General features: G+C 60.0%; 26 protein-coding genes. 18 read left to right on the top strand and 8 right to left on the bottom strand.

Annotated features, from left to right (window positions below; translation table 11 throughout):
• Nucleotides 1–34: 34 nt before the first annotated feature.
• The 3 genes from ACRDT3_RS11525 to ACRDT3_RS11515 all read right to left on the bottom strand — a co-directional run bounded on the left by ACRDT3_RS11525 (nt 35) and on the right by ACRDT3_RS11515 (nt 3,016).
• The gene (locus ACRDT3_RS11525; RefSeq protein WP_431493100.1) at nt 35–889 is read right to left on the bottom strand and encodes an alpha/beta fold hydrolase; all 855 of its coding nucleotides are present in this window, start codon (nt 887–889) and stop codon (nt 35–37) included.
• A 134-nt stretch (nt 890–1,023) separates the two neighbouring features.
• Nucleotides 1,024–1,473 carry a PaaI family thioesterase gene (locus ACRDT3_RS11520; RefSeq protein ID WP_431493099.1) on the bottom strand — a complete coding sequence of 150 codons (450 nt, stop codon included), beginning with the start codon at nt 1,471–1,473 and terminating at the stop codon, nt 1,024–1,026.
• 178 nt (nt 1,474–1,651) lie between these two features.
• Nucleotides 1,652–3,016: an MFS transporter gene (locus tag ACRDT3_RS11515; RefSeq protein ID WP_431493098.1), complete on the bottom strand. Its 1,365-nt coding sequence runs from the start codon at nt 3,014–3,016 to the stop codon at nt 1,652–1,654.
• A 575-nt stretch (nt 3,017–3,591) separates the two neighbouring features.
• Between ACRDT3_RS11515 and ACRDT3_RS11510 the strand changes: the two genes are divergently transcribed.
• The 7 genes from ACRDT3_RS11510 to ACRDT3_RS11480 all read left to right on the top strand — a co-directional run bounded on the left by ACRDT3_RS11510 (nt 3,592) and on the right by ACRDT3_RS11480 (nt 10,129).
• Nucleotides 3,592–4,962, top strand: coding sequence for an aromatic ring-hydroxylating oxygenase subunit alpha (locus ACRDT3_RS11510; RefSeq protein WP_431493097.1), 1,371 nt, complete (start codon nt 3,592–3,594; stop codon nt 4,960–4,962).
• 2 nt (nt 4,963–4,964) lie between these two features.
• Nucleotides 4,965–5,306 carry a bifunctional 3-phenylpropionate/cinnamic acid dioxygenase ferredoxin subunit gene (locus ACRDT3_RS11505; protein ID WP_388023120.1) on the top strand — a complete coding sequence of 114 codons (342 nt, stop codon included), beginning with the start codon at nt 4,965–4,967 and terminating at the stop codon, nt 5,304–5,306.
• 37 nt (nt 5,307–5,343) lie between these two features.
• Complete coding sequence (locus ACRDT3_RS11500; protein ID WP_431493096.1) at nt 5,344–6,558, top strand: NAD(P)/FAD-dependent oxidoreductase; 1,215 nt, start codon at nt 5,344–5,346, stop codon at nt 6,556–6,558.
• A gap of 29 nt (nt 6,559–6,587) precedes the next feature.
• Nucleotides 6,588–7,154 carry an aromatic-ring-hydroxylating dioxygenase subunit beta gene (locus ACRDT3_RS11495; protein WP_431493095.1) on the top strand — a complete coding sequence of 189 codons (567 nt, stop codon included), beginning with the start codon at nt 6,588–6,590 and terminating at the stop codon, nt 7,152–7,154.
• A 74-nt stretch (nt 7,155–7,228) separates the two neighbouring features.
• Nucleotides 7,229–8,083 (top strand): 3-(cis-5,6-dihydroxycyclohexa-1,3-dien-1-yl)propanoate dehydrogenase, encoded by an 855-nt coding sequence (gene hcaB / locus ACRDT3_RS11490; RefSeq protein ID WP_431493094.1) that lies wholly within the window; start codon nt 7,229–7,231, stop codon nt 8,081–8,083.
• Nucleotides 8,080–9,654 (top strand): acyl-CoA synthetase, encoded by a 1,575-nt coding sequence (locus tag ACRDT3_RS11485; RefSeq protein ID WP_431493093.1) that lies wholly within the window; start codon nt 8,080–8,082, stop codon nt 9,652–9,654. Before hcaB ends, ACRDT3_RS11485 begins: the two co-directional genes overlap by 4 nt.
• A 7-nt stretch (nt 9,655–9,661) precedes the next feature.
• Nucleotides 9,662–10,129 (top strand): hypothetical protein, encoded by a 468-nt coding sequence (locus ACRDT3_RS11480; protein ID WP_431493092.1) that lies wholly within the window; start codon nt 9,662–9,664, stop codon nt 10,127–10,129.
• Between the two features lie 76 nt (nt 10,130–10,205).
• On the opposite strand, the gene ACRDT3_RS11475 is transcribed toward ACRDT3_RS11480, so the two are convergent.
• Nucleotides 10,206–10,991: an IclR family transcriptional regulator gene (locus ACRDT3_RS11475; protein WP_431493091.1), complete on the bottom strand. Its 786-nt coding sequence runs from the start codon at nt 10,989–10,991 to the stop codon at nt 10,206–10,208.
• 139 nt (nt 10,992–11,130) lie between these two features.
• Between ACRDT3_RS11475 and ACRDT3_RS11470 the strand changes: the two genes are divergently transcribed.
• Nucleotides 11,131–11,697 (top strand): helix-turn-helix domain-containing protein, encoded by a 567-nt coding sequence (locus tag ACRDT3_RS11470; protein WP_431493090.1) that lies wholly within the window; start codon nt 11,131–11,133, stop codon nt 11,695–11,697.
• Here ACRDT3_RS11470 and ACRDT3_RS11465 read toward each other — a convergent pair.
• The gene (locus tag ACRDT3_RS11465) at nt 11,694–12,167 is read right to left on the bottom strand and encodes a hotdog fold thioesterase (RefSeq protein WP_431493089.1); all 474 of its coding nucleotides are present in this window, start codon (nt 12,165–12,167) and stop codon (nt 11,694–11,696) included. The genes ACRDT3_RS11470 and ACRDT3_RS11465 overlap by 4 nt on opposite strands.
• A 195-nt stretch (nt 12,168–12,362) precedes the next feature.
• Between ACRDT3_RS11465 and ACRDT3_RS11460 the strand changes: the two genes are divergently transcribed.
• The 7 genes from ACRDT3_RS11460 to ACRDT3_RS11430 all read left to right on the top strand — a co-directional run bounded on the left by ACRDT3_RS11460 (nt 12,363) and on the right by ACRDT3_RS11430 (nt 18,917).
• Nucleotides 12,363–13,334: a zinc-binding dehydrogenase gene (locus tag ACRDT3_RS11460; RefSeq protein WP_431493088.1), complete on the top strand. Its 972-nt coding sequence runs from the start codon at nt 12,363–12,365 to the stop codon at nt 13,332–13,334.
• Between the two features lie 76 nt (nt 13,335–13,410).
• On the top strand, nt 13,411–14,064 hold the full coding sequence (locus tag ACRDT3_RS11455; RefSeq protein WP_431493087.1) for a peptidyl-tRNA hydrolase: 654 nt from the start codon (nt 13,411–13,413) through the stop codon (nt 14,062–14,064).
• Nucleotides 14,065–14,151: 87 nt separating this feature from the next.
• The gene (hutG, locus tag ACRDT3_RS11450; protein WP_431493086.1) at nt 14,152–15,108 is read left to right on the top strand and encodes a formimidoylglutamase; all 957 of its coding nucleotides are present in this window, start codon (nt 14,152–14,154) and stop codon (nt 15,106–15,108) included.
• Between the two features lie 132 nt (nt 15,109–15,240).
• Entirely contained in the window at nt 15,241–16,182 is a 942-nt protein-coding gene (locus tag ACRDT3_RS11445) for a metal ABC transporter substrate-binding protein (protein WP_431493112.1), read from the top strand.
• Nucleotides 16,179–16,934: a metal ABC transporter ATP-binding protein gene (locus tag ACRDT3_RS11440; RefSeq protein ID WP_431493085.1), complete on the top strand. Its 756-nt coding sequence runs from the start codon at nt 16,179–16,181 to the stop codon at nt 16,932–16,934. The genes ACRDT3_RS11445 and ACRDT3_RS11440 overlap by 4 nt, the downstream gene beginning before the upstream one ends.
• A complete protein-coding gene (locus ACRDT3_RS11435) occupies nt 16,931–17,806 on the top strand; it encodes a metal ABC transporter permease (protein ID WP_431493084.1) in 876 nt (291 codons plus the stop codon). The genes ACRDT3_RS11440 and ACRDT3_RS11435 overlap by 4 nt, the downstream gene beginning before the upstream one ends.
• A gap of 250 nt (nt 17,807–18,056) precedes the next feature.
• Nucleotides 18,057–18,917 (top strand): GDSL-type esterase/lipase family protein, encoded by an 861-nt coding sequence (locus ACRDT3_RS11430; protein ID WP_431493083.1) that lies wholly within the window; start codon nt 18,057–18,059, stop codon nt 18,915–18,917.
• A 15-nt stretch (nt 18,918–18,932) separates the two neighbouring features.
• On the opposite strand, the gene ACRDT3_RS11425 is transcribed toward ACRDT3_RS11430, so the two are convergent.
• The 3 genes from ACRDT3_RS11425 to ACRDT3_RS11415 form a co-directional block, all read right to left on the bottom strand.
• On the bottom strand, nt 18,933–19,064 hold the full coding sequence (locus tag ACRDT3_RS11425; RefSeq protein ID WP_431493082.1) for a hypothetical protein: 132 nt from the start codon (nt 19,062–19,064) through the stop codon (nt 18,933–18,935).
• Nucleotides 19,065–19,148: 84 nt separating this feature from the next.
• Nucleotides 19,149–19,895, bottom strand: a complete 747-nt coding sequence (locus ACRDT3_RS11420) for an HNH endonuclease family protein (RefSeq protein ID WP_431493081.1) — start codon at nt 19,893–19,895, stop codon at nt 19,149–19,151.
• Between the two features lie 189 nt (nt 19,896–20,084).
• Nucleotides 20,085–20,762, bottom strand: coding sequence for a metal-dependent transcriptional regulator (locus ACRDT3_RS11415; RefSeq protein WP_431493111.1), 678 nt, complete (start codon nt 20,760–20,762; stop codon nt 20,085–20,087).
• A 239-nt stretch (nt 20,763–21,001) separates the two neighbouring features.
• Between ACRDT3_RS11415 and ACRDT3_RS11410 the strand changes: the two genes are divergently transcribed.
• The 3 genes from ACRDT3_RS11410 to ACRDT3_RS11400 are packed head-to-tail and all read left to right on the top strand — an operon-like array spanning nt 21,002 to nt 24,540.
• Entirely contained in the window at nt 21,002–22,036 is a 1,035-nt protein-coding gene (locus ACRDT3_RS11410; protein ID WP_431493080.1) for a LacI family DNA-binding transcriptional regulator, read from the top strand.
• A gap of 21 nt (nt 22,037–22,057) precedes the next feature.
• On the top strand, nt 22,058–23,572 hold the full coding sequence (locus ACRDT3_RS11405) for a sugar ABC transporter ATP-binding protein (RefSeq protein WP_431493079.1): 1,515 nt from the start codon (nt 22,058–22,060) through the stop codon (nt 23,570–23,572).
• Nucleotides 23,572–24,540 (top strand): ABC transporter permease, encoded by a 969-nt coding sequence (locus ACRDT3_RS11400; protein ID WP_431493078.1) that lies wholly within the window; start codon nt 23,572–23,574, stop codon nt 24,538–24,540. The genes ACRDT3_RS11405 and ACRDT3_RS11400 overlap by 1 nt, the downstream gene beginning before the upstream one ends.
• Nucleotides 24,541–24,573: the final 33 nt, after the last annotated feature.

The following is a 24,573-nucleotide window of genomic DNA, read 5'->3' as shown; positions in this document are numbered from 1 at the left end:
CCCCCCCCCCCCCGCCACTCGGAAACTTTGCCGATTAGGCGTGGCGTGCCAGGTAGGAAGAAATTACCTGGTTGAATTCCTCGGCGCGTTCCACCTGGGACCAGTGGCCGCACTGGCTGAAGATGTGCGCATCGGCGTTCGGAATCAAGTTCAGCAGTTCCCAGGTGCGCGAAACCGGGATGACTACATCCTGGACACCGTGGATCAGCAGTACCGGGATTTCCAGCTTGGCCAGAACATCGAAGTCCAGCGGCAGTTCGGTGCGGTCGCGGTCGCGAGCTGCAACTACGTTCGCCAGACGCTCCGACGCGGTATCGTTCAGCGCCGACTGGTAGCGCAGGGAAACCAATTCGTCGGTGACAAGGGACTTGTCCACTACGAACATTTCCAAGGTCTTGCGGATGCCTTCTTCGGTGAGCACTGGGTTGGAGTGGCCCTTCAAAGCACCGGTGAGCTTGGCCCCGCCGGTGCCCATGGATACCACGCCGAGCAGGCGCTCGGGGAAGTCGATGGCGAACTGGAATGCGAGCCAGCCGCCTAGCGAGTTGCCAACGATCCAGGTCTTCTCGATGCCCAAAGCATCCAAGGTACGTACCGCGTGGCGGACCCATTCCTTGATGCCGTACTGGATGTCTTCTGGGGCGATGGTCTGGCCGTAGCCCACCGAATCGATAGCGATGCAGCGGCCGGATTTGGACAGCTCCGGAAGATTGAGCCACCAGTTAGCTGCGGCAGTGACTCCGGTACCCGAACCGTGAAGGAACAGGATTGGCGTGCCTTCGCCTAGCTCGTGGTAGTGGGTCAGTTCGCCTTCTGCGGTTTGCAGCCACTTGTCTTCCAGGCCGAAGAACTTGTCGGTGGTGTACTGCGGAATTGCGGTCTCAGTCATGGGACGCTCCTTCAAACTTGCTCACGGGTGCCGGGCAACGATGAAAGTTGTGCACGGCGGGAATCCTAATTTCCACGATAGGAACATTGCCTGAGCAATGCGCCCTCTCGTTCCATCTAGCGGAACGAAGCAGGTTACTTGCCTACTTTGCGTTCCTTGATGACATAGGTGAACGTCGAGTGCATTAGCTCTTTGCCTTCGCTGTCAGCGACGGTCACCTCGGTGACCGCAACGGAGCCCCCGCCGCGCAGGATGCGCGCGGTCGCTACGGCATAATCCGCTTTGGAATTGCTCATGTAGTTCTGGTTCGATTGCACGGCCAGCGGGAACTGGCCACTGTCTGCGTAAGCCGCCATGGCCAAGAAAGTTCCGGCGATGTCGGCGGCTCCGAACTGCGCGGCGGCCGAAAACATGCCGTTGGCTTGGGCCAGGGGATCCTTCAATGGCATGCGCAGGCTGATGCTCTTGCCGTCGGCGGCATGCGGCACGAGCCCAAGGGTGGTGACAATGTCATCGAAGCCCAAACGGGAGAGGAACTTGTCAACGAGAGCGCCGAGTTCTTCTACGCTGTTCGGAATTGCCATGGTTGCTCCTAAGGTTCTTGAACTGGGGACGGGCCCGCACACCACTGTAGGGTGCAGGTCGTGGTTGGAGAATTAAGATTTCACTAGACTTCGTTGACTTGCAAAAATCGGATGCGCCGAACGCATCGGTGGGACGGACCCGAGAGTTCAGGCCCGTCCCATCCGCGGTTTGCTTCGATTACTGGCCGAGAACCTTGTCGTCAATGGTTTCCTCGGCGCGCAGCGTGGTACGTGCTGCGCGGCTACGGGTTTCCTTGGACAGGTAGACCGATAGCCCAGCCAGAACGATCAGCAAGATGAAGTACCAAGCGATGTTGCTGGTGCCGCCACCGTTGCCCAGATTGATCAACCAGGTAGCCATCAGGGGAGCAGTACCTGCACCGACCAGCGAACCGAGCTGGAAGGTCAGTGATACACCGGTGTAGCGGTCCCGGGTGTCGAACTTCTCGGCCAGGAAGGCGCCGATTGGACCGTACATCGATGCCTGGATGATTGGGTTGCCAACCATGAATGCCAACGCGATAAGCCAGAAGCTGCCGGAGTTGAACAACGCGAACATAGGGAAGACCAGGGCGATGGAGATGCCGGCGCCAACCAGCATCACCGGACGTCGCCCGAACCGGTCCGAAAGGCCCGCAAAGAATGGAATTGCGAAGATATGAACGAATGAGGAAGCGGTGAGCATCATCAGCGCCTGCTGGCGATCAACTGCCCCGGATTCGACAACGTAGGGAACCATGAATATGGCCAGCAAGGACTGCATGAACAGCGGGCCGGCAGCGGCCAGGATTCCGTACAACGAAGACAGCGGGTACTGGGTCAGCACGCGGACAATTGGCACACCCGTATGAATTTTTCCGGACTTCTGGGCTTCTACGAAGTCAGGAGATTCAGTCACTCGGTAACGCATGTAAAGGCCAATGATAACCAGCGCGGCCGAGAGCAGGAACGGAATGCGCCAGCCCCAGGACAGGAACTGCTCCTGCGGCAAACCTGCGAAGAGGCCGAGGATCAAGGTTGCCAGAACGGAACCGGTTGGACCTCCGGTTACCGCGATCGACGCTGCCAGGCCGCGGTTCTTTTCCTGAACATGCTCGGCAGCCATAAGAGTAGCGCCAGCCCATTCGCCGCCAACGGCCAGACCCTGGATTACGCGCAGCAGTACCAGCAACAGCGGGGCCGCGACGCCAATGGCGTCGTAGGTTGGCATCAGGCCGATGCCCACCGAAACCAGGCCCATCATCATCAACGTAATGAAAAGCATGTTCTTGCGTCCGAAGCGGTCACCGAAGTGGCCAAAGAGCACGCCGCCGATTGGTCGGGTGGCATATCCAGCCAGCAAGATCACGAACGAAAGCACCATACCCAATGTCGGGTCCATTTCGTCCGAGAAGAACAGGTGCGGGAAGACCAAGCCTGCGGCCGAGCCGTAGAGCAGGAAGTCGTAGTACTCCACAGTGGATCCGAGGAAGCTGGAAATCAGCGCCCTTCGGGATTCCTTGGTTGTTGTCGGCTTTGCGGCCGAGGTTGATGCTTGATCCATTGCGAGCTCCGAGTGTCGTAAAGGGTGACGATGAACGGCTTGGGGGCGCTGTCCCCGGCGTGCTATTGCGCTTTGAACAGTGTGAGGTGAGTTACGGCGAACTTGCCAAGTACCGTTCCGCACACCGGAACGGTACTGAGACCTTGTTGCCAAGAGTGCGCTTGAATATGAGATGAAATCTGCGTCTCACTTGTGGATTCAGTTGGTCGTCCGATTGCTGCCGGGGCCAGCAGGTGGCGTTGGAGAGTGTTCGAGGACAGTGTCGTGACCGCTTTTCAATACCCTGGGGGCGGCGCCTTGAGGCCGGGGCTGGAAAATTTTGCGCATGGACCGCCGCCAGCATCCCAGTGTGCGCAGGGCGCGGTTTTCGGCAGGCTGTTTTCCCCGGATTTCCGGCACTGAAACGCGAATGCCCGGACGATGGTGACCGCCGCCATGCCGCACCTTGACAGCGGGGGCGTTCTTATGGTTCGGAACACCGGGTGGCGTGATTCACTCCCCGCATGTGTCAATGGATCACGAGCAAGGTCGCCGGAGCTTAGGCGGCACCACACCAGAGCAAGGACGGTATGCAGATGAGCACCGCTGATAATTGTCCATCCGCTGATAGCTGTTCGACACAGCCGGAAGCCAACGCTTCCATCGGTCGGATGAAACGCCCGGAAGAGCTGAATCGCAACATTGATGTCAGCTCCCTTGTCGACTCCGATGGCGGTCTGATTGACCGTGCCATCTACAGCGAACCAGCAATCTATGCCCAAGAGCAGCGACGCATCTTCGCCAGTAGCTGGCTCTTCTTGGCGCACACCAGCCAGTTCAAGAAGCCAGGCGACTTCTTCACCACCTTCATGGGTGAAGATCCCATCATCGTCACCATGGACAAGACCAAGAAGATCCGCGCATACCTGAACTCCTGCCGACACCGCGGCGTTCGACTGTGCCGCGCTGACGCCGGTGCCACCAAGATGTTCACCTGCTCTTACCACGGCTGGTCATTCGACCTGGCCGGTGCGCTGAAGTCCGTGCCTAACGAGAAGGCCTACCCAGAAGATTTCGACAGGAACAAGTGGAGCCTGATCGAGGTTCCCAACGTTCAGGAATACAAGGGTCTGCTCTTCGGCAATTGGGACCATGAAGCTGAGCCGCTGGAGGAAGCCCTGGGCGATATGCGTTACTACATGGATGCCATGTTGGACCGCGACCCGGAAGGCACCGAGGTTATGGGCGGTGTGATGAAGTGGGAACTGGATGGCAACTGGAAGCTCGCTGCCGAGCAGTTCGCCACCGACTGGTACCACGTGAACATGTCCCACGCATCGGCGCTGATGGTCCTCTCGCCAACTGGCAAAGGCCCAAAGCCGGACATCGCTGCCACCCCTGGCCGCCAATTCGTCAGCGAAAACGGACATGGTGCTGGTTTCCCGACCCACCCGAAGTCCCGCTTCGATGCGCGTCCGGTGCATGAGTACTACGACTACGAGATGCTGCGCGAACGCCTCGGCGATGCAGCCGTTGAAGGCCCGATGACTACCGGTCACGCCACAGTCTTCCCGAACTTCTCCTACCTTCCGGTCAACGGTTCGATCCGCGTTTGGCACCCCAAAGGCCCGAACAAGATCGAGGTCTGGGCATGGGTCCTGGTCGATAAATCGATGCCGGACGATGTCAAAGACGCCCAGCGCCTGTACAACCTGCGTACCTTTGGCCCCTCGGGCATCTTCGAGGCAGATGACGGAGAGAACTGGTCTGAAATCCAAGCCATCTCCGGTGGCTTCGTCACCAACCGCGTCCCGCTGAACTTCCAGATGGGCATCGGTTCGGAACGCGAAGACGGTGTCTACCCCGGCACCACCAGCGAACTGTACTCGGACGCCGCAGGCCGCGCTTTCTACAAGCACTGGGCCCAGATCATGAACACCCCGGCATGGCACGAAAGGAACAAGTAACCATGAGCACCCCATTGAGCATCGGCTCCGTTGAGGACATCGAAGAAGGCGAAGCAAAGGTTATTCCGGGCGACGAGAACGGCACCGGCAACGACATTGCGATTTTCCACGCCGAGGATGGAAACTTCTACGCACTGGACGACACGTGCACCCACGAGGATGCTTCGCTGGCTGATGGCTGGATCGAAGGTACGGAGGTCGAATGCCCAGTTCACTCGGCGAAGTTCTGCCTCAAGGCAGGCACCGCACTGTGCATGCCTGCAACCATCGCTGCCCGAACCCATAAGGTCGAGGTCAACGGCGAGGAATTGCTGCTGCACCCGAACGTGGACGCAATTGCCTAAATAGGCGCGCGAAGAACGACTAACGAACAGGAAGATCATGGCACCGGAATCAGTGATCATTGCAGGCGGAGGCATGGCGGGATTCACCGCAGCCCGCCAGCTGCGCGAAAAGGGCTTCACCGGCAAACTGGCAATCGTAGACCCGGAGGGGCTGCCTTATGATCGTCCGCCGCTGAGCAAGGACTACTTGCTGGCCAAGCGCGATGCAACGCAGATCCTGCTCAGTGCCGCCGATTGGTTCACCGAGAACAGCGTCGAGGTCATCACCGCCAAGGTTGTCGAGCTGGATGCTGACGCACCATCGGTGGTGCTCTCCGATGGCCAGAAGCTGCACGCCGACAAGATTGTCCTGGCTACCGGTGGTACCGCCCGCCGGTTGCCAATCCCCGGCGGGCAACTGCCCACGGTACTGGAGCTGCGCACGATGAAGGATGCGGATCACCTGCGTTCGGTGCTTGGCGAAGGTGTTCGGTTGGCTATCGTTGGCGCGGGGCTGATCGGCGCTGAGGTTGCCTCCTCGGCCCTGCGGCTCGGTGCCGATGTGACCCTGATTGATCCAATCGACCCGCCATTGGTTCCAGCCGTGGGCGAAGTGCTGGCTACCCGCCTGCATCAAATGCACGGCGAAAACGGGGTCCTGGTCGTCACCGGAGTCCCCACCGAGATCACCGTCAATGGAGCTGGCGTGCACACCATTGAGCTCAAGGACAATGGCAGGGTCGAAGCCGACGTGGTGCTGGTGGGAATCGGCATTGTTGCCGACACCGCACTGGCTTCGGCCAGCGGCCTGGACACCGACAACGGCATCCTGGTCGATGAGTCCCAGCGCACCAGCCACCCGAACGTCTTTGCCATCGGTGATACCGCGCGCACCCGCTTGCCAGATGGCACTTTGCTGCGCCGTGCAGAGCATTGGGAACACGCCATGAACACCGGCACTACCGTTGCCGCGGCCCTGCTCGGACAAGACCTGCCATCGCACGGCGCTTCCTGGTTCTGGTCGGACCGCCACGGCGTGCACGTCGAAGGAGTGGGCTCCATGCTCGGCGAAGGCACCTTGGTGACCCGTGAACTCGACGGCATTCCCGTCGCCGCGTTCCGCATCGACGACCAAGGCCTGCTCGCTGGTTGCGCAGCGATCGACGGTGGTCTGATGGTGCGCGCTGCCCGCCGGATCATCGACAAGCAGAAGCCAGTGAACGCGCAGCAACTGGCTGACCCATCCATTGATCTGAAGAAGCTGGCCCGCTAGGGCTTGCCGAAAGGAATTGAGGGAAAACCGTGACTGAAAACGCAATTGCAGGTAGCCAGAGCCCGGAATTCGAGCTTGCTGGCGAGCTGGTTGATTCGGAACTGCACTATCGCATCTCCCAGTTCTACTTCCGTGAAGCCGAACTGCTAGATGATGGCCGCTTTGCCGACTGGTTGGAAATCTTTGAAGAAGACTTGTTCTACTTCGCACCGCTGCGCACCAACCGCCTGCGCCGCCAAGCTGCGCTGGCTATCGGCCGCGAAGGGGAAGCAGCGTACTTCGACGAAACCAAGGAGTCGCTCGCGTGGCGTATCCGCCGCTACGACTCAGGCATGGCGTGGGCTGAAGATCCTCCTTCGCGCACCCGCCACCTGATTTCCAATGTCACCGCGCATTGGGTCAGCGAAAACGAACTGTCGGTGCGTTGCGCGTTTTTGGTGTACCGCAATCGCTTGCAGACCGAAACCGATATCTACTGCGGCGGCCGCACCGACATTGTGCGCGTGCGTGAAGATGGAAGCTTCGGCGTTGCACGCCGCGAGCTGCTCTTCGACCAGAACGTTCTGCAGGCGAAGAACCTGAGTACTTTCTTCTAAACCCTTGCCTTGGAAGTGCGGCCTAGCTGGAAACGGCCGGTCGCGCTTCTGCTAAATCTTCAGGAGAACAACTCGTGAGCACTAAAGAGAACGCAGCCGGTTGGCTATCGGGCGACGTCGCCCTGATCACCGGCGGAGGCTCCGGCATAGGACGCGCGGTGGCCGATCGCTTCCTCGCCGAAGGCGCGAAGGTCGCAATCCTCGGGCGCAACCAGGACAAGCTTGAGAAGGTCGTTGCGGAATCGGCGGCCCCGGAGAATATGCTGGCGATCTCCGCGGACGTGCGGGATTCCGGAGCCCTGCATGCCGCCGTGGAGCAGGCCGTTGAGCACTTCGGCAAGTTGAGCATCCTCGTGCCGAACGCCGGGATCTGGGATTACAACCGCCCGGTGACCAAGTTGGACGGAAAACAGCTTTCGGATTCCTTCGACGAGTTGTTCTCCATCAACGTCAAGGGCTACCTGCTCACCGTTGAAGCCGCATGGCGCCATCTGGTGGCCAGTGGCGGTTCCATTGTCATGACGCTATCCAACGCGTCCTTCTACACCGCAGGCGGTGGGCCCGTTTACACGGCCAGCAAGTTTGCTGCCCGCGGCCTGGTGAACCAGTTGGCTTATGAACTCGCCCCGAAGGTGCGCGTCAATGGCGTAGCCGTCGGTGGCATGGATACCGACCTGCGCGGCCCAGAATCCACTGGACTGGCCGATCGCTCGATTAGTGATTCCTTCGCCAAATCGACCATCACCGGCAATAATCCGCTCATTCCACTGCACGACGCGTCGACCGACCCAGTGGATTTCACAGGTTCATACGTATTGCTGGCCTCGAAGAAGAATTCAAGCAATATCACCGGACAGATCATCCAAGCCGATGGGGGCATTGGCATCCGTGGTTTCGGTGACCGTGCAGCAGGAGGAGACAAGCTGTGAAAGACATCGATATCAATGCCGCCAGCGGGGTAGTGCGCCAGGCAAAGTTCTTCCCGGACCAGGAAGCACTGGTCTATGGCGATCGGACCTGGACCTACGCGCAGCTGGTCGAGGAAATCCGCGTTTATGCCAAAGCGCTGGTTGCCAGCGGCGTCAAGGAAAACGACCGAGTTGCCTATCTGGGCCTGAACAGCGCCAACTTCCTAATCATCAATCTCGCTACGTGGTGGGTTGGTGCCGTCTACGAGCCACTGAACTTCCGCTTGGCACCGTTGGAAGTTGAAGATCTAGTGAAGCGTTCCCGGCCCAAAGTGCTCATCGTCGAGAACGGGCACCAAGAGGTCATCGAATTGATCCCCAGCCTCGATCAGCTGCGTGAAACCACCGGACTGATCATGGTCGATAATGACCAGCTGGCACCCATCAAGCACGAGGTGCCGGAGTACTTCCAGATGCTCAGCGTATTCCTTGCTGCCGGTGGCGGCGCCGGGCTGGGCGATCCGGTAGCACGCCACGAATCCGATCTGGGCATCTTGATGTTCACCTCCGGCACTACCGGGGTGCCCAAGGGCGTGCAGCTGACCCACGGCAACGTTTGGTGGAACTCGGTGAACGTTGATTCGCTGGTCGACACCCGGCGTGGAGACAGCAATCTGGCTGTAGCCCCGTTGTTCCACATTGGTGGGCTGAATGCCTTGACCATTCGAAGCATCGTACGCGGTGGCCGCACCATCATTCGGCGTACCTTTGATCCTCGCCAGGCACTGCGCGACATCGAAGAGTACGCGATCAACCAGAGCTTCTTGGTGCCCGCGATGCTTGGTGCAATGCAACAGACCGACGAGTTCGAAAAGTGCGACATCTCCAGCCTGCGCGCGCTGATCTGCGCCGGTGCCCCAGTTCCGCCGGTACTGCTGGAGCAGTACAGGGCCAAAGGCGTGAACGTGCAGCAGGCCTGGGGATTGACAGAGACTGCGCCATTCGCAACCTATCTGCCAGCAGAATTCACCCACCGCAAGCCAGGGTCATGCGGCATCCCAATGCCGTACACCGAGGTGCGCATCGTGGACCCTGCAACCTTGCAGGATGTAGAAACCCCTGGCGAGACAGGTGAAATGTGGGCCAAAGGTCCAAACATCACCGGGGGCTACTGGGAGAACGCGGATGCAACCGAAGCCGCTTTCTGCGATGGATGGTTCCGTTCCGGCGATATCGGCTACCGCGATGAAGACGGTTACCTGTACGTCGTTGACCGCCTGAAGGACATGATCATCTCGGGCGGCGAGAACATCTACCCAGCAGAGGTAGAGCGTGCGTTGGCTGGCTTCCCAGGGCTGACCGATGTCGCTGTTGTCGGCCGCCCGGACGAGCAGTGGGGTGAGAAAGTGGTTGCTGTGATCAGCTGCAAGCCGGGAGTGAAGCCGACCGTCGAGGAAATCCGCGACTACGCGACCTCGCATGTGGCTCGCTACAAGCTGCCCAAGGAGATCATGCTGCTGGAAGATGTTCCGCGTAATGGCGCGGGCAAGCTCGACAAAGCTAAGATCCGTTCCATAGCGTCGATGAGGTGAGCAATAAATGAGTCACGAAGAAAATGAATTGGACCTGATCAAGTGGCCTGATCCTTTGCCTGAAAGCTGGCGATTGGCTGAAGTGCCCGCAGCCAGGGGCTTCGAGCACGGCTTTGAAATATTTGAAGCCGATCAAGCTCGGGGGCGCTGCGATGTGGTGCTTTCGCTGAATAGCGAATTGAAAGATGCCTATCCGGTCTCGGCCCATGACCGGGTGGTGTACCCATCGGAGGATGCAGTAGCTGGCAGTGTGCAGCTGGTGTCTGAGGAAATCATGCGTCGCGACAAAGCCTGCCGCCGGCTGGTGATCGCTACACCTGAAGAGGATATAGAACAGATTGGCCGTGCTGAAAGCGCTGGCTACCGCTACGTGGTGGATGTGGATCTGCATGATCGGGCAGTAAGCCTGATGACTGCAGAGCCATCGTGGGTTCTGGAAGAATCACGCCGCATTGATGAAGTGCCTACGCGCTAGGTACCAGTAGCAGTTCCCCCGCTAAGACCGATGCCCCAATGCATGGGGCATCGGTCTTGCTGCATTGAGCGGGAAATTAGGAGCGTTGGGCCGCGGCTGTAACGGCAGCAGCGGCGCGCGAGGCTTCGTAGGAGACGCGGCGCAGAATTGAGGTCTGGCTTTCCGGACGGAAACGGCCGGTAGGACCTGAAATGGACAGCGCCGCAACCGCCTGGCCGGTGCCGTCAAATACTGGCGCGGCCACGCAATTCAGGCCCATGAGGATTTCTTCGCGATCATAACCCACATTGTCCTTGCGGATGGCCTTGAGCTCTGCCGACAGCCGATAGGACTCGGTGATCGTGTGCTCGGTCCAGGCATACATGTCCTTGGACAATACGACTTCGGCGGCATCAGGGTTGTAGGCCAGGAGCACCTTGCCGACCGCGGTGCAGTAGGAAGGCAAGCGACCGCCGATGCGCGAGGGGCTGCGCACAGCCAACTGCCCATAGAGCTTGTTCAAGTACACGACATCGGTTCCCTGGAGCACTGCGAGATGCACGGTCTGGCGGGTCGTTTCGTACAGGTTCACCATATAGGGGGTCAAGGCATCACGCAGTCGTGCATGAAGATCCGATTCCTGCGTAGTGCCGAGATTCTGGATCATCTTGCCCAAACGGTAGGCGTTGCCTGCGCGGTCGACTGCACCGTTGGACTGCAAAGATGCAAGCAGGCGAAAAGCCGTGGACTTGGACAGCTCGGCACGCCGGGCTAGTTCGCTGACGCCCACGCCGGTGGTGGCTTCTTCTTCGAATGCACGCAGCAGGGCCATGGCCTTGTCGACCGCGGTGCGGTTATCTCGTGATGAGGCTGAAGGTGGCATCTCATGGCTCCGATCGAAGAAGACTCCTTGGCCGGATCATGTCCTCCAAAAGTCAATGGATACCAATTAATGGTGGGGATCGGCAACGCCAAAGTCAAAGATTCATGACAATGCGTCACTTATAAGAGACAATTTGGCCATGGATCACAATGAGACCATTGCGAAGAATATCCGTCGTTTCCGTCGTGAGCGTGGGCTTTCACTTGGCGAACTATCCCGCCGTACCGGTACCTCAAAGCAGACGCTGTCGCGAATCGAATCCGGCGACGGCAACCCGACCATCGGGACCTTGGAGACCATCTGCGAAGGCCTGGGAACAAGCATGCCGGCGCTGCTCAGTACCTATGGCAGCAATATTCAACTGCAACGCGCCACCGACGGGACGTTTCACGAGCATCCGGTAGGCGCGGTGCGCGACCTGGACCGGATTTATGGAACAGGATTCGCCGAGACCAGCATCGTCAGGGTGCAAGTCCGAGACGAAGCGGCATTCCGCGCCCATTCTCGCGGCACCTTGCATCAGGTTTACGTTATTTCTGGACGAGTCTGCATCACCGGCGAGTTCGACCGGGTGGAACTTTCAGCCGGAGACAGCTTCCGCTTCCCGGGAGATATCAAGCATGGCTACCGTGCGCTGGTGAATGAAGCAGTTCTGCATGTCACCACCACCATTCCGCAGGTAGCCCAGTTCAAGCCACTGGACTAGGCGCGTTCCTCTTTGGTGGCGTACTGGCCGGGGACATCAATGACGGCCAGCGTGCAACGCGAGATGCATGCTAGCTTGCCGGCCTCGTTGCGAATATCAATCTGCCATACGTGGGACCGGCGGCCCAACTGGATGGGGGTCGCTTCGCCGTGCACATACTGCCCTGCAATGACCGGGCGCAGGTGGTTTGCGTTGATCTCCTGGCCGACAACATGGAAACGGGAGCTGTCCACGACAAGGTACCCGGCCCACGAAGCCAGCGTTTCGGCGAATGCCACCGACGCTCCGCCATGGAGCACGCCGGCCGGCTGTACCGTGCGTTCATCTACCGGCATCCGGCCCTGCAACGCGGCATTGGTGATGCCGGTGATTTCTATGCCCAAGTTATGATTCAGCGTGCCTTCGGCCTTGATATTAAGCATTTCGACCGATGGGGTCGAATGCCAGATTGGTGCGGTCTGCTCCGGCAAAGATACTCCTGATGGCTTCTGAAGACTTTTGATTACCTTGCCGGACTCTATGCGGTGGCCAAGCCATGTACCAACAGATCATTCCGCCCTGCGGCACAGTCCATGGACAACGCCGGCCAGCTCTCGAAGACTGGGAATAAACCGAGCTTCCTTGAACTAAAAGCTCGCCCCCGAGATTTCCCAGGAGTGTAGTACATGCGCGCAGCCGTAGCCGTTTCGCAGAACGCCAACGACCCGTTGGCCGGACTGGTGCTCAAGGATGTCCCGGAGCCCGTCGTGGAACCAGGATGGGTGAAGGTTCGTGTCAAGGCCTCATCGGTCAACATGCATGATGTGTGGACCCTGCGCTGTGTAGGGCATGATCCGAAGAACATTCCCATCATCTTGGGCTGCGATGTAGCTGGGGTGACCGAAGACGGTCGAGAAGTCATCATTCACCCCGTAATCGCCGATGCTGATGCCGGAGAAGGAGATGAAACCCTCGATCCTAACCGTGCGCTGCTCTCGGAACAGCATGACGGCGGATTCGCCCAGTACATTGTCGTTCCAGAACGCTGTGTACTGGACAAGCCGGCATCACTGAGTTTTGAGGAAGCCGCCTGCCTGCCAGTGGCCTGGTCTACTGCCTATCGAATGCTGTTTACCCAGGGCCAGCTGCGCGAAGGGCATAAGGTCCTGGTTCAGGGCGCCGGAGGTGGCGTTGCCAGCGCGGCTATCACCTTAGCCAACGCTGCCGGAGCAACCGTCTACGCCACCAGCCGTTCAGAAGCGAACCGCGACCTGGCACTCGAACTGGGGGCCGCCGGAGCCTTCAATACCGGTGACCGACTGCCAGAACGTGTGGACCTCGTGATTGAAACCGTTGGTGAAGCTACCTGGGCGCACTCCCTGCGCTGCCTGAAACTGGGCGGAGCCATCGTCATTGCCGGCGCCACCAGCGGCACCAGTCCAGAAGCTGACCTTGGGCGCATCTTCTACCAGCAGCTCCGAGTGATCGGCTCCACGGGGTCGACTCGTGACGAAACTGCAGCCATGGTGGACTTTGTCGAACGGCACCAGCTGCGTCCAGTTATCGACCGCGTGTACCCGCTGGATGAAATCCATCTGGGATTCCAAGCCATGATTGACGGTGGCTTATCCGGCAAGGTTGTCATCGCAATTCCATAGTTCACTTTTGCTTCGGCTGGCGCGCGCCCATGGTCCTTTGCATTGTCCACGTGGGTGAGCCACCTAGAATGGAGCCATGACTGAACTGCGCGATCGCGACCCCGGAGAACTGGTCCAGCCCATCATCCTCCGAATCGACAAGGAAGATCCGTCGACCGAGGACGAGGGGCTTTCAGCCGTTTCGCGGGCCGCAGTCATCGCCTACCTGCAAGATCCGCAGAACCCGGACTGGCAGCAGTGGGCCTCGCAGGCCTTCGCCAAATCGGTACGCCGTGCGAACCCTAAAATGTTCGCCAAGGTCTTGGAAATGTTCCCCGGCCAGATGGTCAGCCAGGTCGGAAAAGCACAAGCTGTTGGACTTCCGCCACTGCCTGCCTCAGACCTGCCGAAGCTCATCGCCAAGCTGCAGGTCTCAGGAACGCAGCTGCCCAAGAGCGAGGAGATCCTGGCCGCGAAGGTCAGCATTGCAGTCAATGCCTCCCTGGAAATGTCTACCGGCAAGGCGGCTGCGCAGTGCGCCCACGCACTGTTCGCATGGCTGACCGAAGCAGAGGGCCAGGGTATTGAAAGCTGGCTCAAGGCTCACGCGCCGGTGGGTATCCGCCATCTACCGCGCAAGGAATTTGAGGCACTGTCGCAACATGCTGCCGGGCCGGTAATCCAGGATGCAGGACGCACCGAAATTGAACCGGGCTCTACGACAGCGTTCGTCTTTATCCATGAGGACTAGGCCAATAGCCAAGCGAGTCTGAGATGCTGGACAACGACTGTAGCTGAACGGTAGTACCGGAACGCGGAATCTGTTCTGCTTAGTCCCATGGGCGAAAAAGCAGCACAACATCAAGCCATCACCGACCGGGGGGCTATTGCATGGACTGGACGAACCGACGGAGACGGGCCAGAGCATCTGCGTTGGCACCAGCACATCGTTACGGCTTCACCGGGTGAACTGCCCGGCGCGGTGGCACTGATCGGTTTTTGCTCTGATGCCGGAGTGCTGCGCAACCAAGGGCGTACCGGCGCCGCAGCTGGGCCGGCAGCCCTGCGCACTGCGTTGAGTCCAATGGCCATCCATGAACATCGCACCTTGGTGGACCTGGGGGATGTGGTGGTTGAATCAGACGAGCTGGAGGATGGCCAAGACCGTCTGGCGCTCGCCGTCGCCCAAACCTTGGAGGCAGGGGCTTTGCCAATCGTCCTTGGCGGTGGGCATGAAACAGCCTACGGCACGGGCAGTGGACTTCTGCAATATGCAGCTGCCAACCCGGCTGCGCGTATCGGTATTCTCAACCTCGATGCGCACTTCGATCTACGCGAAGAGGTGCAGCGTACCAGCGGAACGCCCTTCCTTGATTTGGCGAGGAAAATGCAAGGCCAAGACCGTGAATTCAATTATGCCGTGTTGGGTATCAGCCGCCCGGGAAATACCAAAGCACTGTTCGATAAAGCGGAGGAACTAGGCGTTAGCTATCTGCTGGATACGCAGTGCCAGCTTGCAGAATCCCAGCGGTTTGTCGCTGACTTCCTTGAGCATATTGATCTCCTGTATTTGACCATTGACCTGGACGTTCTGCCTGCCAGTGTTGCGCCCGGGGTTAGCGCGCCGGCAGGATTCGGGGTCGCCTATGAAGTTATTCGCGCGGTGTGCCAGCAAGTTGTGGCCAGCGGAAAACTTGCCGTGGCTGATGTAGTGGAATTGAATCCGCGCTTTGACGTTGACGCTCGGACGGCACGCAGCGCGGCTCGCCTGGTTTATGAACTGAGCATGGGATGACTGTGTCATCGAATTGAATGTTTGACCCCTCGAACATTATCCTGTGTATGAGCGAAGATTCTCGCTTGCGGGTTCCGGCAACGACGCAGGAGCCACGCCGAGACGCTCAGGATTCGAGGGCTACAGGTGATGATGACAATCGGCAAGCACCGGCTAATCCGTAGGCTGGCATTGCTGCTGATGCCGCTGCTGGTGGCAGTTGGCTGCGCCCAGAACGGCACGACTGCAGCCCCGGCGGCCGCTGGCGACCCGCGGCCCGTCGTGCTGACGACCTTCACGGTCCTGCAGGACATTGCCCAGAATGTCGCAGGCGATCACCTGCGCGTTGAATCAATTACCCGCCTTGGTGCAGAGATCCACGGCTACGAACCTACCCCGGATGATCTGCGCCGAGCCTCGCATGCGGACCTGATTCTCGATAACGGGCTGAACCTCGAAGCCTGGTTCCAGCAATTCGTCGAAGACAATGACGCCCCGCATGCCACCGTCAGCCAGGGGATCGAGGCAATCGATATCGTCCAGGAAGAAGGTGCGGGAAAGCCCAATCCGCATGCGTGGATGAGCCCACTGAACGTGAAAATCTACGTGGACCGCATGGCAGATGCATTTAGCGAACTGGATCCGGCCAACGCGCACGACTACCGGGAAAATGCCAAGGCCTACCAAGCCAAACTGCAAGAGGTCCACGACGAGCTCGAAACGGCGCTAGAGGAAATCCCGGAACGGCAACGCGTCTTGGTTACCTGCGAGGGGGCCTTCAGCTACCTTGCCCGGGATACCAGGATGGCCGAAAAGTATCTCTGGGCCGTCAACGCGGAATCACAAGCTACGCCGCGCAAGGTCGCCGCGGCTATTGACTTTGTCAGGGAAAACGACGTTCCTGCGGTCTTCTGCGAATCCACGGTCTCCGATGCGGCCATGCAACGAGTCGTTGAATCCACCGATGCATCCTACGGCGGAACGCTCTATGTGGACTCGCTATCCGAGCCTGGCGGTCCGGTACCCAGCTACTTGGACCTGATCTCGCATGACACCAAAACCATCGCCCGTGCTTTGAAAGGCCAAACACCATGAACGCGAAGCCCAGCAATGCCCTCGCAATTGACGTGTCGGCCGCAACCGTCCACTACGGCCCGGTGCTGGCCCTGGACCATGCCTCCTTGCAGTTGGGCCGCGGACGGGTCTGTGGATTGGTCGGGATGAATGGCTCGGGCAAATCCACGCTTTTCAAAACCATCATGGGGCAGATCAAACCCGACACCGGCAGCGTGCACGTCAACGGCACCGACCCGCTGCAGGCTCGAAAAAGCGGACAGCTTGCCTACGTGCCGCAAAGCGAAGCCGTGGATTGGAACTTCCCGATCTCGGTGCGTGAAGTGGTGATGACCGGACGCTACGGGCAAATGGGATGGACCAGGAGAGCCAGGAAAAGGGACCATGCAGCCGTGGATGAAGCCCTTGAACGGGTGGAACTGACCAGCTTTGCCGACCGGCAAATCGGCCAGCTTTCCGGAGGCCAGAAGAAGCGTGCCTTCGTCGCTCGATGCATTGCCCAGGGCGCCAATATCATGCTGCTGGACGAGCCTTTCGCAGGGGTGGATAAACGCAGCGAAGCAACGATCACCAAGCTATTGCGTGAAGTTGCTGATGAAGGCGGCAGCGTGCTGATCTCCACCCACGACCTGCACGCGCTTCCGGAACTTGCCGATGAAGCGGTGCTCCTGATGCGCAAGGTACTGATGCATGGCCATCCGGATGTCGTGCTGCAAGCGGAAAACCTGGCCCTGGCCTTTGGGCTGGATCCCATGAAGCGAGGCGGGGAATGAACCTCATTGAATTGCTAGCTGAGCCGCTGGGCTACACCTTCATGGTGCGCGCCTTGCTGGTGACGATCATCGCCGCCGTACTGTGCGCGGTCCTGTCCTGCTGGCTGGTCCTCATCGGCTGGTCGCTGATGGGCGATGCAGTTTCGCATGCCGTATTGCCAGGAGTCGTGCTGGCCTACATTGTGGGTGCTCCCTTTGCCCTGGGCGCCCTAGTCTTCGGATTCCTCGCGGTGGCCTTGATCGGGGGAGTCCGCGACACCACGAAGCTTAAAGAAGATGCGGCCATCGGCATCGTCTTCACCACGCTCTTCTCCATCGGGCTGGTGCTGATCTCGGTCACGCCGAGTCATGTGGATTTGAACCACATTATCTTTGGCAATTTGCTGGGTGTCTCGGCCAACGACTTGTGGCAGGTTTTGGTGCTCGGCGCGATTACCTTCGCGATCCTGATTCTCAAACGCAAGGACTTCACGCTGTATGCCTTTGACCAAACGCACGCACATGCCTTGGGAATGAGCCCGCGGATTATCGGTGCAGTGCTCCTGGGGCTATTGGCAATGACCTCAGTTGTGGCCTTGCAGGCAGTTGGCGTCATTTTGGTAGTCGCCATGCTGATTATCCCGGGCGCCACGGCCTACCTGTTGACCGATCGTTTCGGGAAGATGCTCTTGATCTCGCCAATGCTCGCAACCTGTGCCGGAATCTTGGGCGTTTACATGAGCTACTACCTCGATGCCTCGACTGGTGGAATGGTGGTTTTGGCCCAAGCGGCGATCTTCGGAATTGCCTATTTGTTCAGTCCAAAACAAGGACTCATCGCCACCCGGCTCGCCAGCAAGGGGCGGCGCAAGGCGCTGGCCGCAAGAGCGTAGAAGACAGCGGCAAGTTTCCCGCACCAGAAGGGAAAATGAGGCGTAAGATGTGGGCACGACCGGGTGCCCGCACGAGCGCTTGCCGGTGGCAACTGCAGGGGTTCCTTGATCTCGCCTTCGGCGCTCAAGATCGGGGGAAGAAGCGCTGGATCAGGCGGGCCAAAGGCGTATTTTCCATGCAGCTGCAAGCAAACGAGCTAGTGCGCTGCAGGGCAACGGACGCACGCATCATGGAATTGGGGTATTTCCAATGGCTGGCAAAGCACTACGCAAGATACTCGCGCTGTTTACGGCTTCGTTCGGCTTAGCTGGATTGCTCCTGGCAGGAGCCGCGCCGTCAGCAGCTGAGCCCACCCAGGGATCGCCAGACGCGATCGAATATGTGAATCTCGGGGATTCGTACTCGGCCGGCTTTGGATCCGGGGCAATTACCGCTGGCCCGCTGCCGGGCTGTTTCCAAACCGACGGGGTCTCGCATGTGGATGCGATTGCTGGCCTTCCCGGTGTGCACTTGGCCATTGATGCCGCATGCGCCGGTTTCACCTCCGGCCAGGTTGCCCAAGCCGCAGCCTACGTCTCCGATTATTTAGCTGCTGCAGACCTGGTTACCTTGAGCGTAGGCGGCAACGATATTGCCTGGAGCAGCACCCTGATGGCCTGCAGCAATTTCGGAAACCCATCCCTGTGCGAATCGATGGTTGCCGATGCCACGGAAGAGTTGGCAGGGGTGACTGGCCAAGTGCAGCGAACCCTGGCCCAACTCGATCGGCAAACTGCAGGCAACATCCTGGTGCTGGGCTATCCGCGCCTGCTGACGAATTCCGTTGGCGACCAGGCGTTGATCACCGCGGCCAACGCACGCAAGCTCAATAAGGTCGCCGATTCATTGAATAGAGCCATCCGCGATGCAACGCAGGGAACCAGCGCCAAATTCATTCCCGTGCTGGGCCCGTTCAACAACAATGCGGTGGGTTCACGCGATTCATGGCTGTATCTGGATCCGGGCAACCCTGCCGATAGCTTCAATTTCCACCCAACCACTACCGGCTATCTGGAAGGGTATTTCCATGCGCTGCGCCCGCATCTGCAGCTGAACCAGCTGGCTCGCTAAGGGCCTGCAATCACCTTAGGCGCGCCAGCGCAGTTTGCCTTTGCCATTGGTCTTGCAGGTGTAGTACTTGCCGGCCTTGGATTTGCCGCGCTTTCCCTTGTCTGTCGACTTGCAGTAGGCACCTGGAAGCACGGTGCCGTTGACCACGGCAGGAGCCTTCTTCGCGTCCTTCTTCGGCGATGCCTTGGGCTTTGAACCGGCAGGCTTGATCGTGGTGACTTTCGCAGCCTTCTAGTTGCGGCAGCTCTTCAGCACCTGGGCCATGGCCCGCTTTTCGGATTTGGTGACCGACAGCGCGTACTTCTTCTTGACGCTGATCTGGGTTGCTACGTACTGGCACCGGAAGGACTTGTTCTTGGGGAGCCATTCGGCCGTGTTCTTATCGCCCTTCTGGCGATTGGCTGAGGCGCTAGCCGCCATCAAATTCAATGGGTCATTGGCGAGCGCCTGGCGCTGGGCCTGCGAGAGCTTCTGGCCACCGGAGATCCACGCGTTCTTCAAGGAAACCACGTGGTCAATGTCGACGCTGCCGGACTTGACCTTCCAATTGATCCGCTTGCCGGTGTAGCTGTCATGCAACGTGCCCGAAGCGACGGTGCACTTCTTGCGGTCCTTGAACTTCACCTTGGACATGTCCCGGGACAAGGTGTCCTGGCGTTCATCGCATTTGTCCTTGTCGAAGTCCTTCCACCCGTTGCCAAACTTCTTGTTCCGGTTGTATCCAGTGGCGGCCGCCTTGCCCTTTACCGGCAGGGTCTTGAGCACTGCGGTGGCTTTGGGGCCATTGAGCTTCGCCCCGGGAGTGACCTTCTTGCTGCTGGTGGCAGCCCGTTCAACTTGCAATGGCTGATGCGTTGCCAGCTGGTTTTCAGCCGGTGCGGGCTCCATATCTGGAAGTGCCGTAGGCGCCTCCGGTGCGCTGCATCCAGCGAGCACCAAGACTGCCGCGCAGAGCGCAGCGATGAGTTTTCTTGGCAAGGCGATGTCTTTCAAGAGAGCGAGAGCGAGGGAGATGGCCAAGAATGCTGCAATGGACCCCCATGTAAAACTTGTACATTGCAGTATCCCTGGTTGACCATCACTCTAAGCCATGGGCTGGACAATCAGTCCCAAGGTGCATGGAAGTGCCGATTCCGCTTGCCGGTAACCAGGGGCCGAAAAGGAAATTTAGGGGGCGGGGGAGACCCATACCGCCGCAGCCGCGCGCGATCCCAAGCGCAGGGTTTCACCAGTTGAGCAGACCTGGACATTCACTGTCTCGGAGAATTGCTCGCCGGCGGTTATGCGCAGCTGCGCGCCGACAACGATCCGGTGGTCGGAGAAATGCTGCAAGAGCTGCGAATCATCATCGGCAATGCGTTCAACAACTACGTGGGCGTCGTCGCTGGCTTCGCCCAAATTGAAAGCCTGCGGGATGGAAATGCGGCCTTCGGCAGTCGGGATGGGGTCACCATGCGGGTCGCGGGTGGGATGCTCCAGGAGACTGTCGATGCGCTCGATCATGAAGTCGGACACCGCATGCTCCAGGCTCTCGGCTTCGTCATGCACCTGGTCCCAGCGGTAGCCCAGCATCTGCACCAGAAAAGTCTCGATCAGGCGGTGGCGGCGCACCATGGTGACCGCATACTCGCGTCCCAGCTCGGTCAGTGTTACGGCTCCGTAGGGCGCATGGTCGAGTAGGCCTTGCTGGCGCAATTTGCTCAGGGCGCCGGAAACCGTGGAGAGCTTCATGCCTGATTTGCTGGCGATGATGCTGGCGGTTACCGGATCGCTTGACCACTCGTTGAGACCGAAGATGATCTTGAGATAGTTCTGAGCGCTATCTGAAAGCTGGTTGACCGACACAAGCACCATCTTAGCGACCATCAGGCCAGCTGGCCCCGAGGTGACTTTGATTATTGGATGTTTCGTGCGGAATGCTGCAGAAAACCGGAAGTGGCTAGTCACGGGCCCAAAAATTTTAGTCCCTGTACAAGGATTATTTGAAGCTCCGAGGCGGCGTATTGACTTAAATTTCTTTGTGCGGAAAACTGTGTAATCGATTCCATGGAATCGATTACACGTAAGCAAAGGGGCTTATCGCCATGAACGCTGTCACCATCAAAGATGTGGCACTTGCAGCCGGAGTATCTTCCGCGACTGCCTCGCGCGTTCTTTCCGGCCACCCCGCCACTTCGGCCGCTTCCCGTGAAAAGGTAGAAGCTGTTGCCAAGGAATTGGGTTTCGTGCCCAATGCCCAAGCCCGCTCCCTGCGCTCCACCAAAACCGACACCATCGCGCTGCTGATATCCGATGTGCGAAACCCCTACTTCTCCGATCTCGCGCACGCTGTCGAGCAGCAGGCACTTACAGCAGGCATGATGACTTTCATCGGCAATGCCAATGAGGACACCGAACAGCAAGACCAGTTCCTCGCCGCGATGCTTTCGCGCCGCGTTGACGGATTGATTGTCGTACCCCAGGGCCTTGATGAAGACGCCGACCGGCCAAGCCAGATGATGCAGCGCATCATTGCCTCGGGAACTCCGCTGGTCTTCGTGGACCGCACCCTGCCCGAGCTTCGCATTCCATCCATAACCGCCGCCAGCACCGGGGCGCTGGAGGAAGCCATCGCGCAGCTGAAGATCCTGGGCCACGCCAAGATCGCTTTCCTGGGCGGCCCGGACCACGCTTCCACCGCCCGCGAGCGCCACAGCGCCTTTGACGCGGCGATGGCAGCCAACGGCCTGGAAACCGATTCTGCACTGCACTTCGCCGGTGACTTCCGCGCCGCCTCGGGCGCCGAAGGCGCCCGCTGGCTGCTGGAGCATGAACTGCAGCCCACCGCAGTGATCATCGCCGATGCGCCGATGGCCATTGGCGCACTGACCGTGTGGCGCGAAGCCGGCATCCGGATCGGGCAGCAGCTCTCGGTGATCACCTTCGACGAGGTGGACGCGATGCTCATGCACGATCCACCGATCGCCACGATCAGCCACGACCTGACCAGCATGGGCCGCGCCGCGGTCACCGCGCTCCAGGAAGTCATGGCCGGCAAGAGCCCCGAGCCCCAAGAATTCATCAGCCGATTCACCGCGCGTGAGTCGCTGGCCCCAACGCAAGCCGCCACCGGCGCATAGGTGAGGATGGAAGGAACGAGAATGAGTAATGACGCTCTGCTGGTCCTGGACAAGGTCTGCAAGTCCTTCGGCCCGGTACAGGTTATCGACGAGGTCACCGTCGAGGTGCATGCCGGCAAGGTCTGTGTGCTGCTCGGCGAGAACGGCGCAGGCAAATCGACGCTGATCAAGATGATCGCCGGCGTGCACGAGCCGGACGCCGGCCGGATCATGGTGGATGGCAAGGCCGTGAAGATTCCCGACACCAAGGCATCCGAGGCATTGGGCATCGCCACCATCCACCAGGAACTGAACCTGGTGCCATCGATGACCATCGCCGAGAACATCACCCTGGGCCGCGTGCCGCGCAAATTCGGCATCATCAACCGCCGCGCCATGCGCCAGATCGCCCGCGAAGCGATGGACAAGCTCGGACTGAAGCTGGATGTGGATACGCCGGTGGGGCAGCTGGGCCTGGCCCAGCAGCAGCTGGTGGAGATCGCCAAGGCGCTGAGCCTGGACGCCCGCGTGCTGATCCTCGATGAGCCAACCGCGGCATTGACCAAGGCCGAAATTGCGCACCTGTTCTCGGTGGTCGCCACCCTGAAGGAACAGGGCGTAGGCATGGTGTTCATCAGCCACCACCTCGATGAGATTGCCGAAATCGGCGACTTCGTGAACGTGCTGCGCGATGGCAAGTTCATCGCCACCGTGCCGGCGGACACCGACGAGAACGAGCTGGTCCGGCTCATGGTCGGCCGCGACATCGACGCGCAGTTCCCGCGCGTGGCCACCGAGCCAGGCGAGAAGCCGCTGCTGAGCGTGGAAAACCTGTGCGACGGCATGCTCAAAGACATCTCGCTGGAAGTCCGCCCCGGCGAAGTGGTTGCCCTGGCCGGCCTGATGGGGGCCGGGCGCACCGAGCTGATCCGCGCGATCGCCGGAGCCGACAAGTACGCCAGCGGCATCGTGGCGGTCAACGGCAAGAAGCTGGCCAGCTTCGACGTGGCCGCAGCCACCCGCGCCGGGATCGGCCATGTGCCCGAGGACCGCAAGACCCAGGGCCTGGTCCTGGATGCCTCGGTGGCCGAGAACATCGGCTACGCCACCATGGCCGCCACCGCCAAGAACGGCCTGGTGGACCGCAAGGGCCAGAAGGCCCGCGCGCAGCAGGTCGCCGAACGCCTGCGCATCCGCATGGGCAGCATCGATGCGCCCATCCGCTCGCTCTCGGGCGGAAACCAGCAGAAGGCCGTGTTCGGCCGCTGGTTCACCGCAGGGGCCAAGGTGCTGCTGCTCGACGAGCCGACCCGCGGCGTGGACGTGGGCGCGAAGGTCGAAATCTACGAACTGATCAATGAGATCACCGCCTCCGGAGGCTGCGTCCTGATGGCCTCCAGCGAACTGCCCGAAGTGCTGGGCATGTCCGACCGCGTCCTGGTCATGAGCCAGGGACGCATCGCCGGGGAACTGGCCACCAGCCAAGCCACCCAGGACGCCATCATGTCCCTGGCCGTCAGCAATGTGCACCGCGAAGAAGAAATGGGAACCAAGTAATGAGCAGCGTAGCTACTGCCCCGAAGAAGGGCTTTGACTTCAAGGCATTCCTTGCCAACAACGGAGCCCTGGTTGGCCTGGTCATTCTATGCCTGGCCCTGTTCATCGCCACCCCGCGCTTCTTGACCGGGCCGAACCTGATGAACATCGGCATCCAGGTCTCCACCATCGCGGTGATGGCCTTCGGCATGACCTTCGTGATCGTCGCCGCCGGCATCGACCTCTCGGTCGGCTCGGTCGCGGCGCTCTCGGCCATGGGCTCCTCCTACGCCATCACCACCGCCGGCCTGCCCGATGGCCTGTCCATCCCGATCGGCCTGGCCGTCGGTGCACTGTGCGGCGCGGTTACCGGCGCGATGAGCGCCTACGGCAAGCTGCCCACCTTCATCGCCTCGCTGGCGATGCTCACGGTGGTGCGCGGGTTGACCCTGGTGATCTCCGATGGCCGGCCGATCTCCACCAGCTCCTCGGTGTCCTGGCTGGGCGATGACCTGGGCCCGATCCCGATGCCGATCCTGATCCTGGTTGTCTCCGGCCTGCTCGCCGCCTTCGTGCTCAACCGCACCGTCATCGGCAAGAACGCCTTCGCCGTGGGCGGCAACACCGAAGCCGCGCGCCTCTCGGGCATCCCGGTCAAACGCGTGCTGGTCACCGTCTTCGTGATCTCCGGCGTCTTCGCGGCCCTGTCCGGCATGATCCTGGCCGGCCGCCTGGACTCGGCCCAGCCGACCCTGGCTTCGGGCTACGAACTGGATGCCATCGCGGCCGTGGTCATCGGCGGCGCATCGCTCTCCGGCGGCGTGGGACGCATTTCCGGCACCCTGATCGGCGCCCTGGTGCTGGCCGTGATCCGCAACGGGCTGAACCTGCTTTCGGTTTCCGCCTTCTGGCAGCAGGTAGTCATCGGCGCCGTGATTGCGATTGCCGTGGGCTTCGACGTGCTGCGCCGCAAGAACGTCAAGCACTAGATTTTTCACCCGTACCCGACAATTCAACATAAG

This window comes from Glutamicibacter sp., assembly GCF_050701915.1.
Lineage (GTDB): Bacteria > Actinomycetota > Actinomycetes > Actinomycetales > Micrococcaceae > Glutamicibacter.
Note: the sequence above shows the minus strand (reverse complement) of the source record. Positions and strands in the feature narration are given on the sequence as shown.

Coding starts and splice junctions, on each gene's coding strand:
- ACRDT3_RS11525 (WP_431493100.1), bottom strand. CDS start 889: ATGACTGAGACCGCAATTCCGCAGTACACCACCGACAAGTTCTTCGGC.
- ACRDT3_RS11520 (WP_431493099.1), bottom strand. CDS start 1,473: ATGGCAATTCCGAACAGCGTAGAAGAACTCGGCGCTCTCGTTGACAAG.
- ACRDT3_RS11515 (WP_431493098.1), bottom strand. CDS start 3,016: ATGGATCAAGCATCAACCTCGGCCGCAAAGCCGACAACAACCAAGGAA.
- ACRDT3_RS11510 (WP_431493097.1), top strand. CDS start 3,592: ATGAGCACCGCTGATAATTGTCCATCCGCTGATAGCTGTTCGACACAG.
- ACRDT3_RS11505 (WP_388023120.1), top strand. CDS start 4,965: ATGAGCACCCCATTGAGCATCGGCTCCGTTGAGGACATCGAAGAAGGC.
- ACRDT3_RS11500 (WP_431493096.1), top strand. CDS start 5,344: ATGGCACCGGAATCAGTGATCATTGCAGGCGGAGGCATGGCGGGATTC.
- ACRDT3_RS11480 (WP_431493092.1), top strand. CDS start 9,662: ATGAGTCACGAAGAAAATGAATTGGACCTGATCAAGTGGCCTGATCCT.
- ACRDT3_RS11475 (WP_431493091.1), bottom strand. CDS start 10,991: ATGCCACCTTCAGCCTCATCACGAGATAACCGCACCGCGGTCGACAAG.
- ACRDT3_RS11470 (WP_431493090.1), top strand. CDS start 11,131: ATGGATCACAATGAGACCATTGCGAAGAATATCCGTCGTTTCCGTCGT.
- ACRDT3_RS11460 (WP_431493088.1), top strand. CDS start 12,363: ATGCGCGCAGCCGTAGCCGTTTCGCAGAACGCCAACGACCCGTTGGCC.
- ACRDT3_RS11455 (WP_431493087.1), top strand. CDS start 13,411: ATGACTGAACTGCGCGATCGCGACCCCGGAGAACTGGTCCAGCCCATC.
- hutG (WP_431493086.1), top strand. CDS start 14,152: ATGGGCGAAAAAGCAGCACAACATCAAGCCATCACCGACCGGGGGGCT.
- ACRDT3_RS11445 (WP_431493112.1), top strand. CDS start 15,241: ATGACAATCGGCAAGCACCGGCTAATCCGTAGGCTGGCATTGCTGCTG.
- ACRDT3_RS11440 (WP_431493085.1), top strand. CDS start 16,179: ATGAACGCGAAGCCCAGCAATGCCCTCGCAATTGACGTGTCGGCCGCA.
- ACRDT3_RS11435 (WP_431493084.1), top strand. CDS start 16,931: ATGAACCTCATTGAATTGCTAGCTGAGCCGCTGGGCTACACCTTCATG.
- ACRDT3_RS11430 (WP_431493083.1), top strand. CDS start 18,057: ATGGCTGGCAAAGCACTACGCAAGATACTCGCGCTGTTTACGGCTTCG.
- ACRDT3_RS11410 (WP_431493080.1), top strand. CDS start 21,002: ATGAACGCTGTCACCATCAAAGATGTGGCACTTGCAGCCGGAGTATCT.
- ACRDT3_RS11405 (WP_431493079.1), top strand. CDS start 22,058: ATGAGTAATGACGCTCTGCTGGTCCTGGACAAGGTCTGCAAGTCCTTC.
- ACRDT3_RS11400 (WP_431493078.1), top strand. CDS start 23,572: ATGAGCAGCGTAGCTACTGCCCCGAAGAAGGGCTTTGACTTCAAGGCA.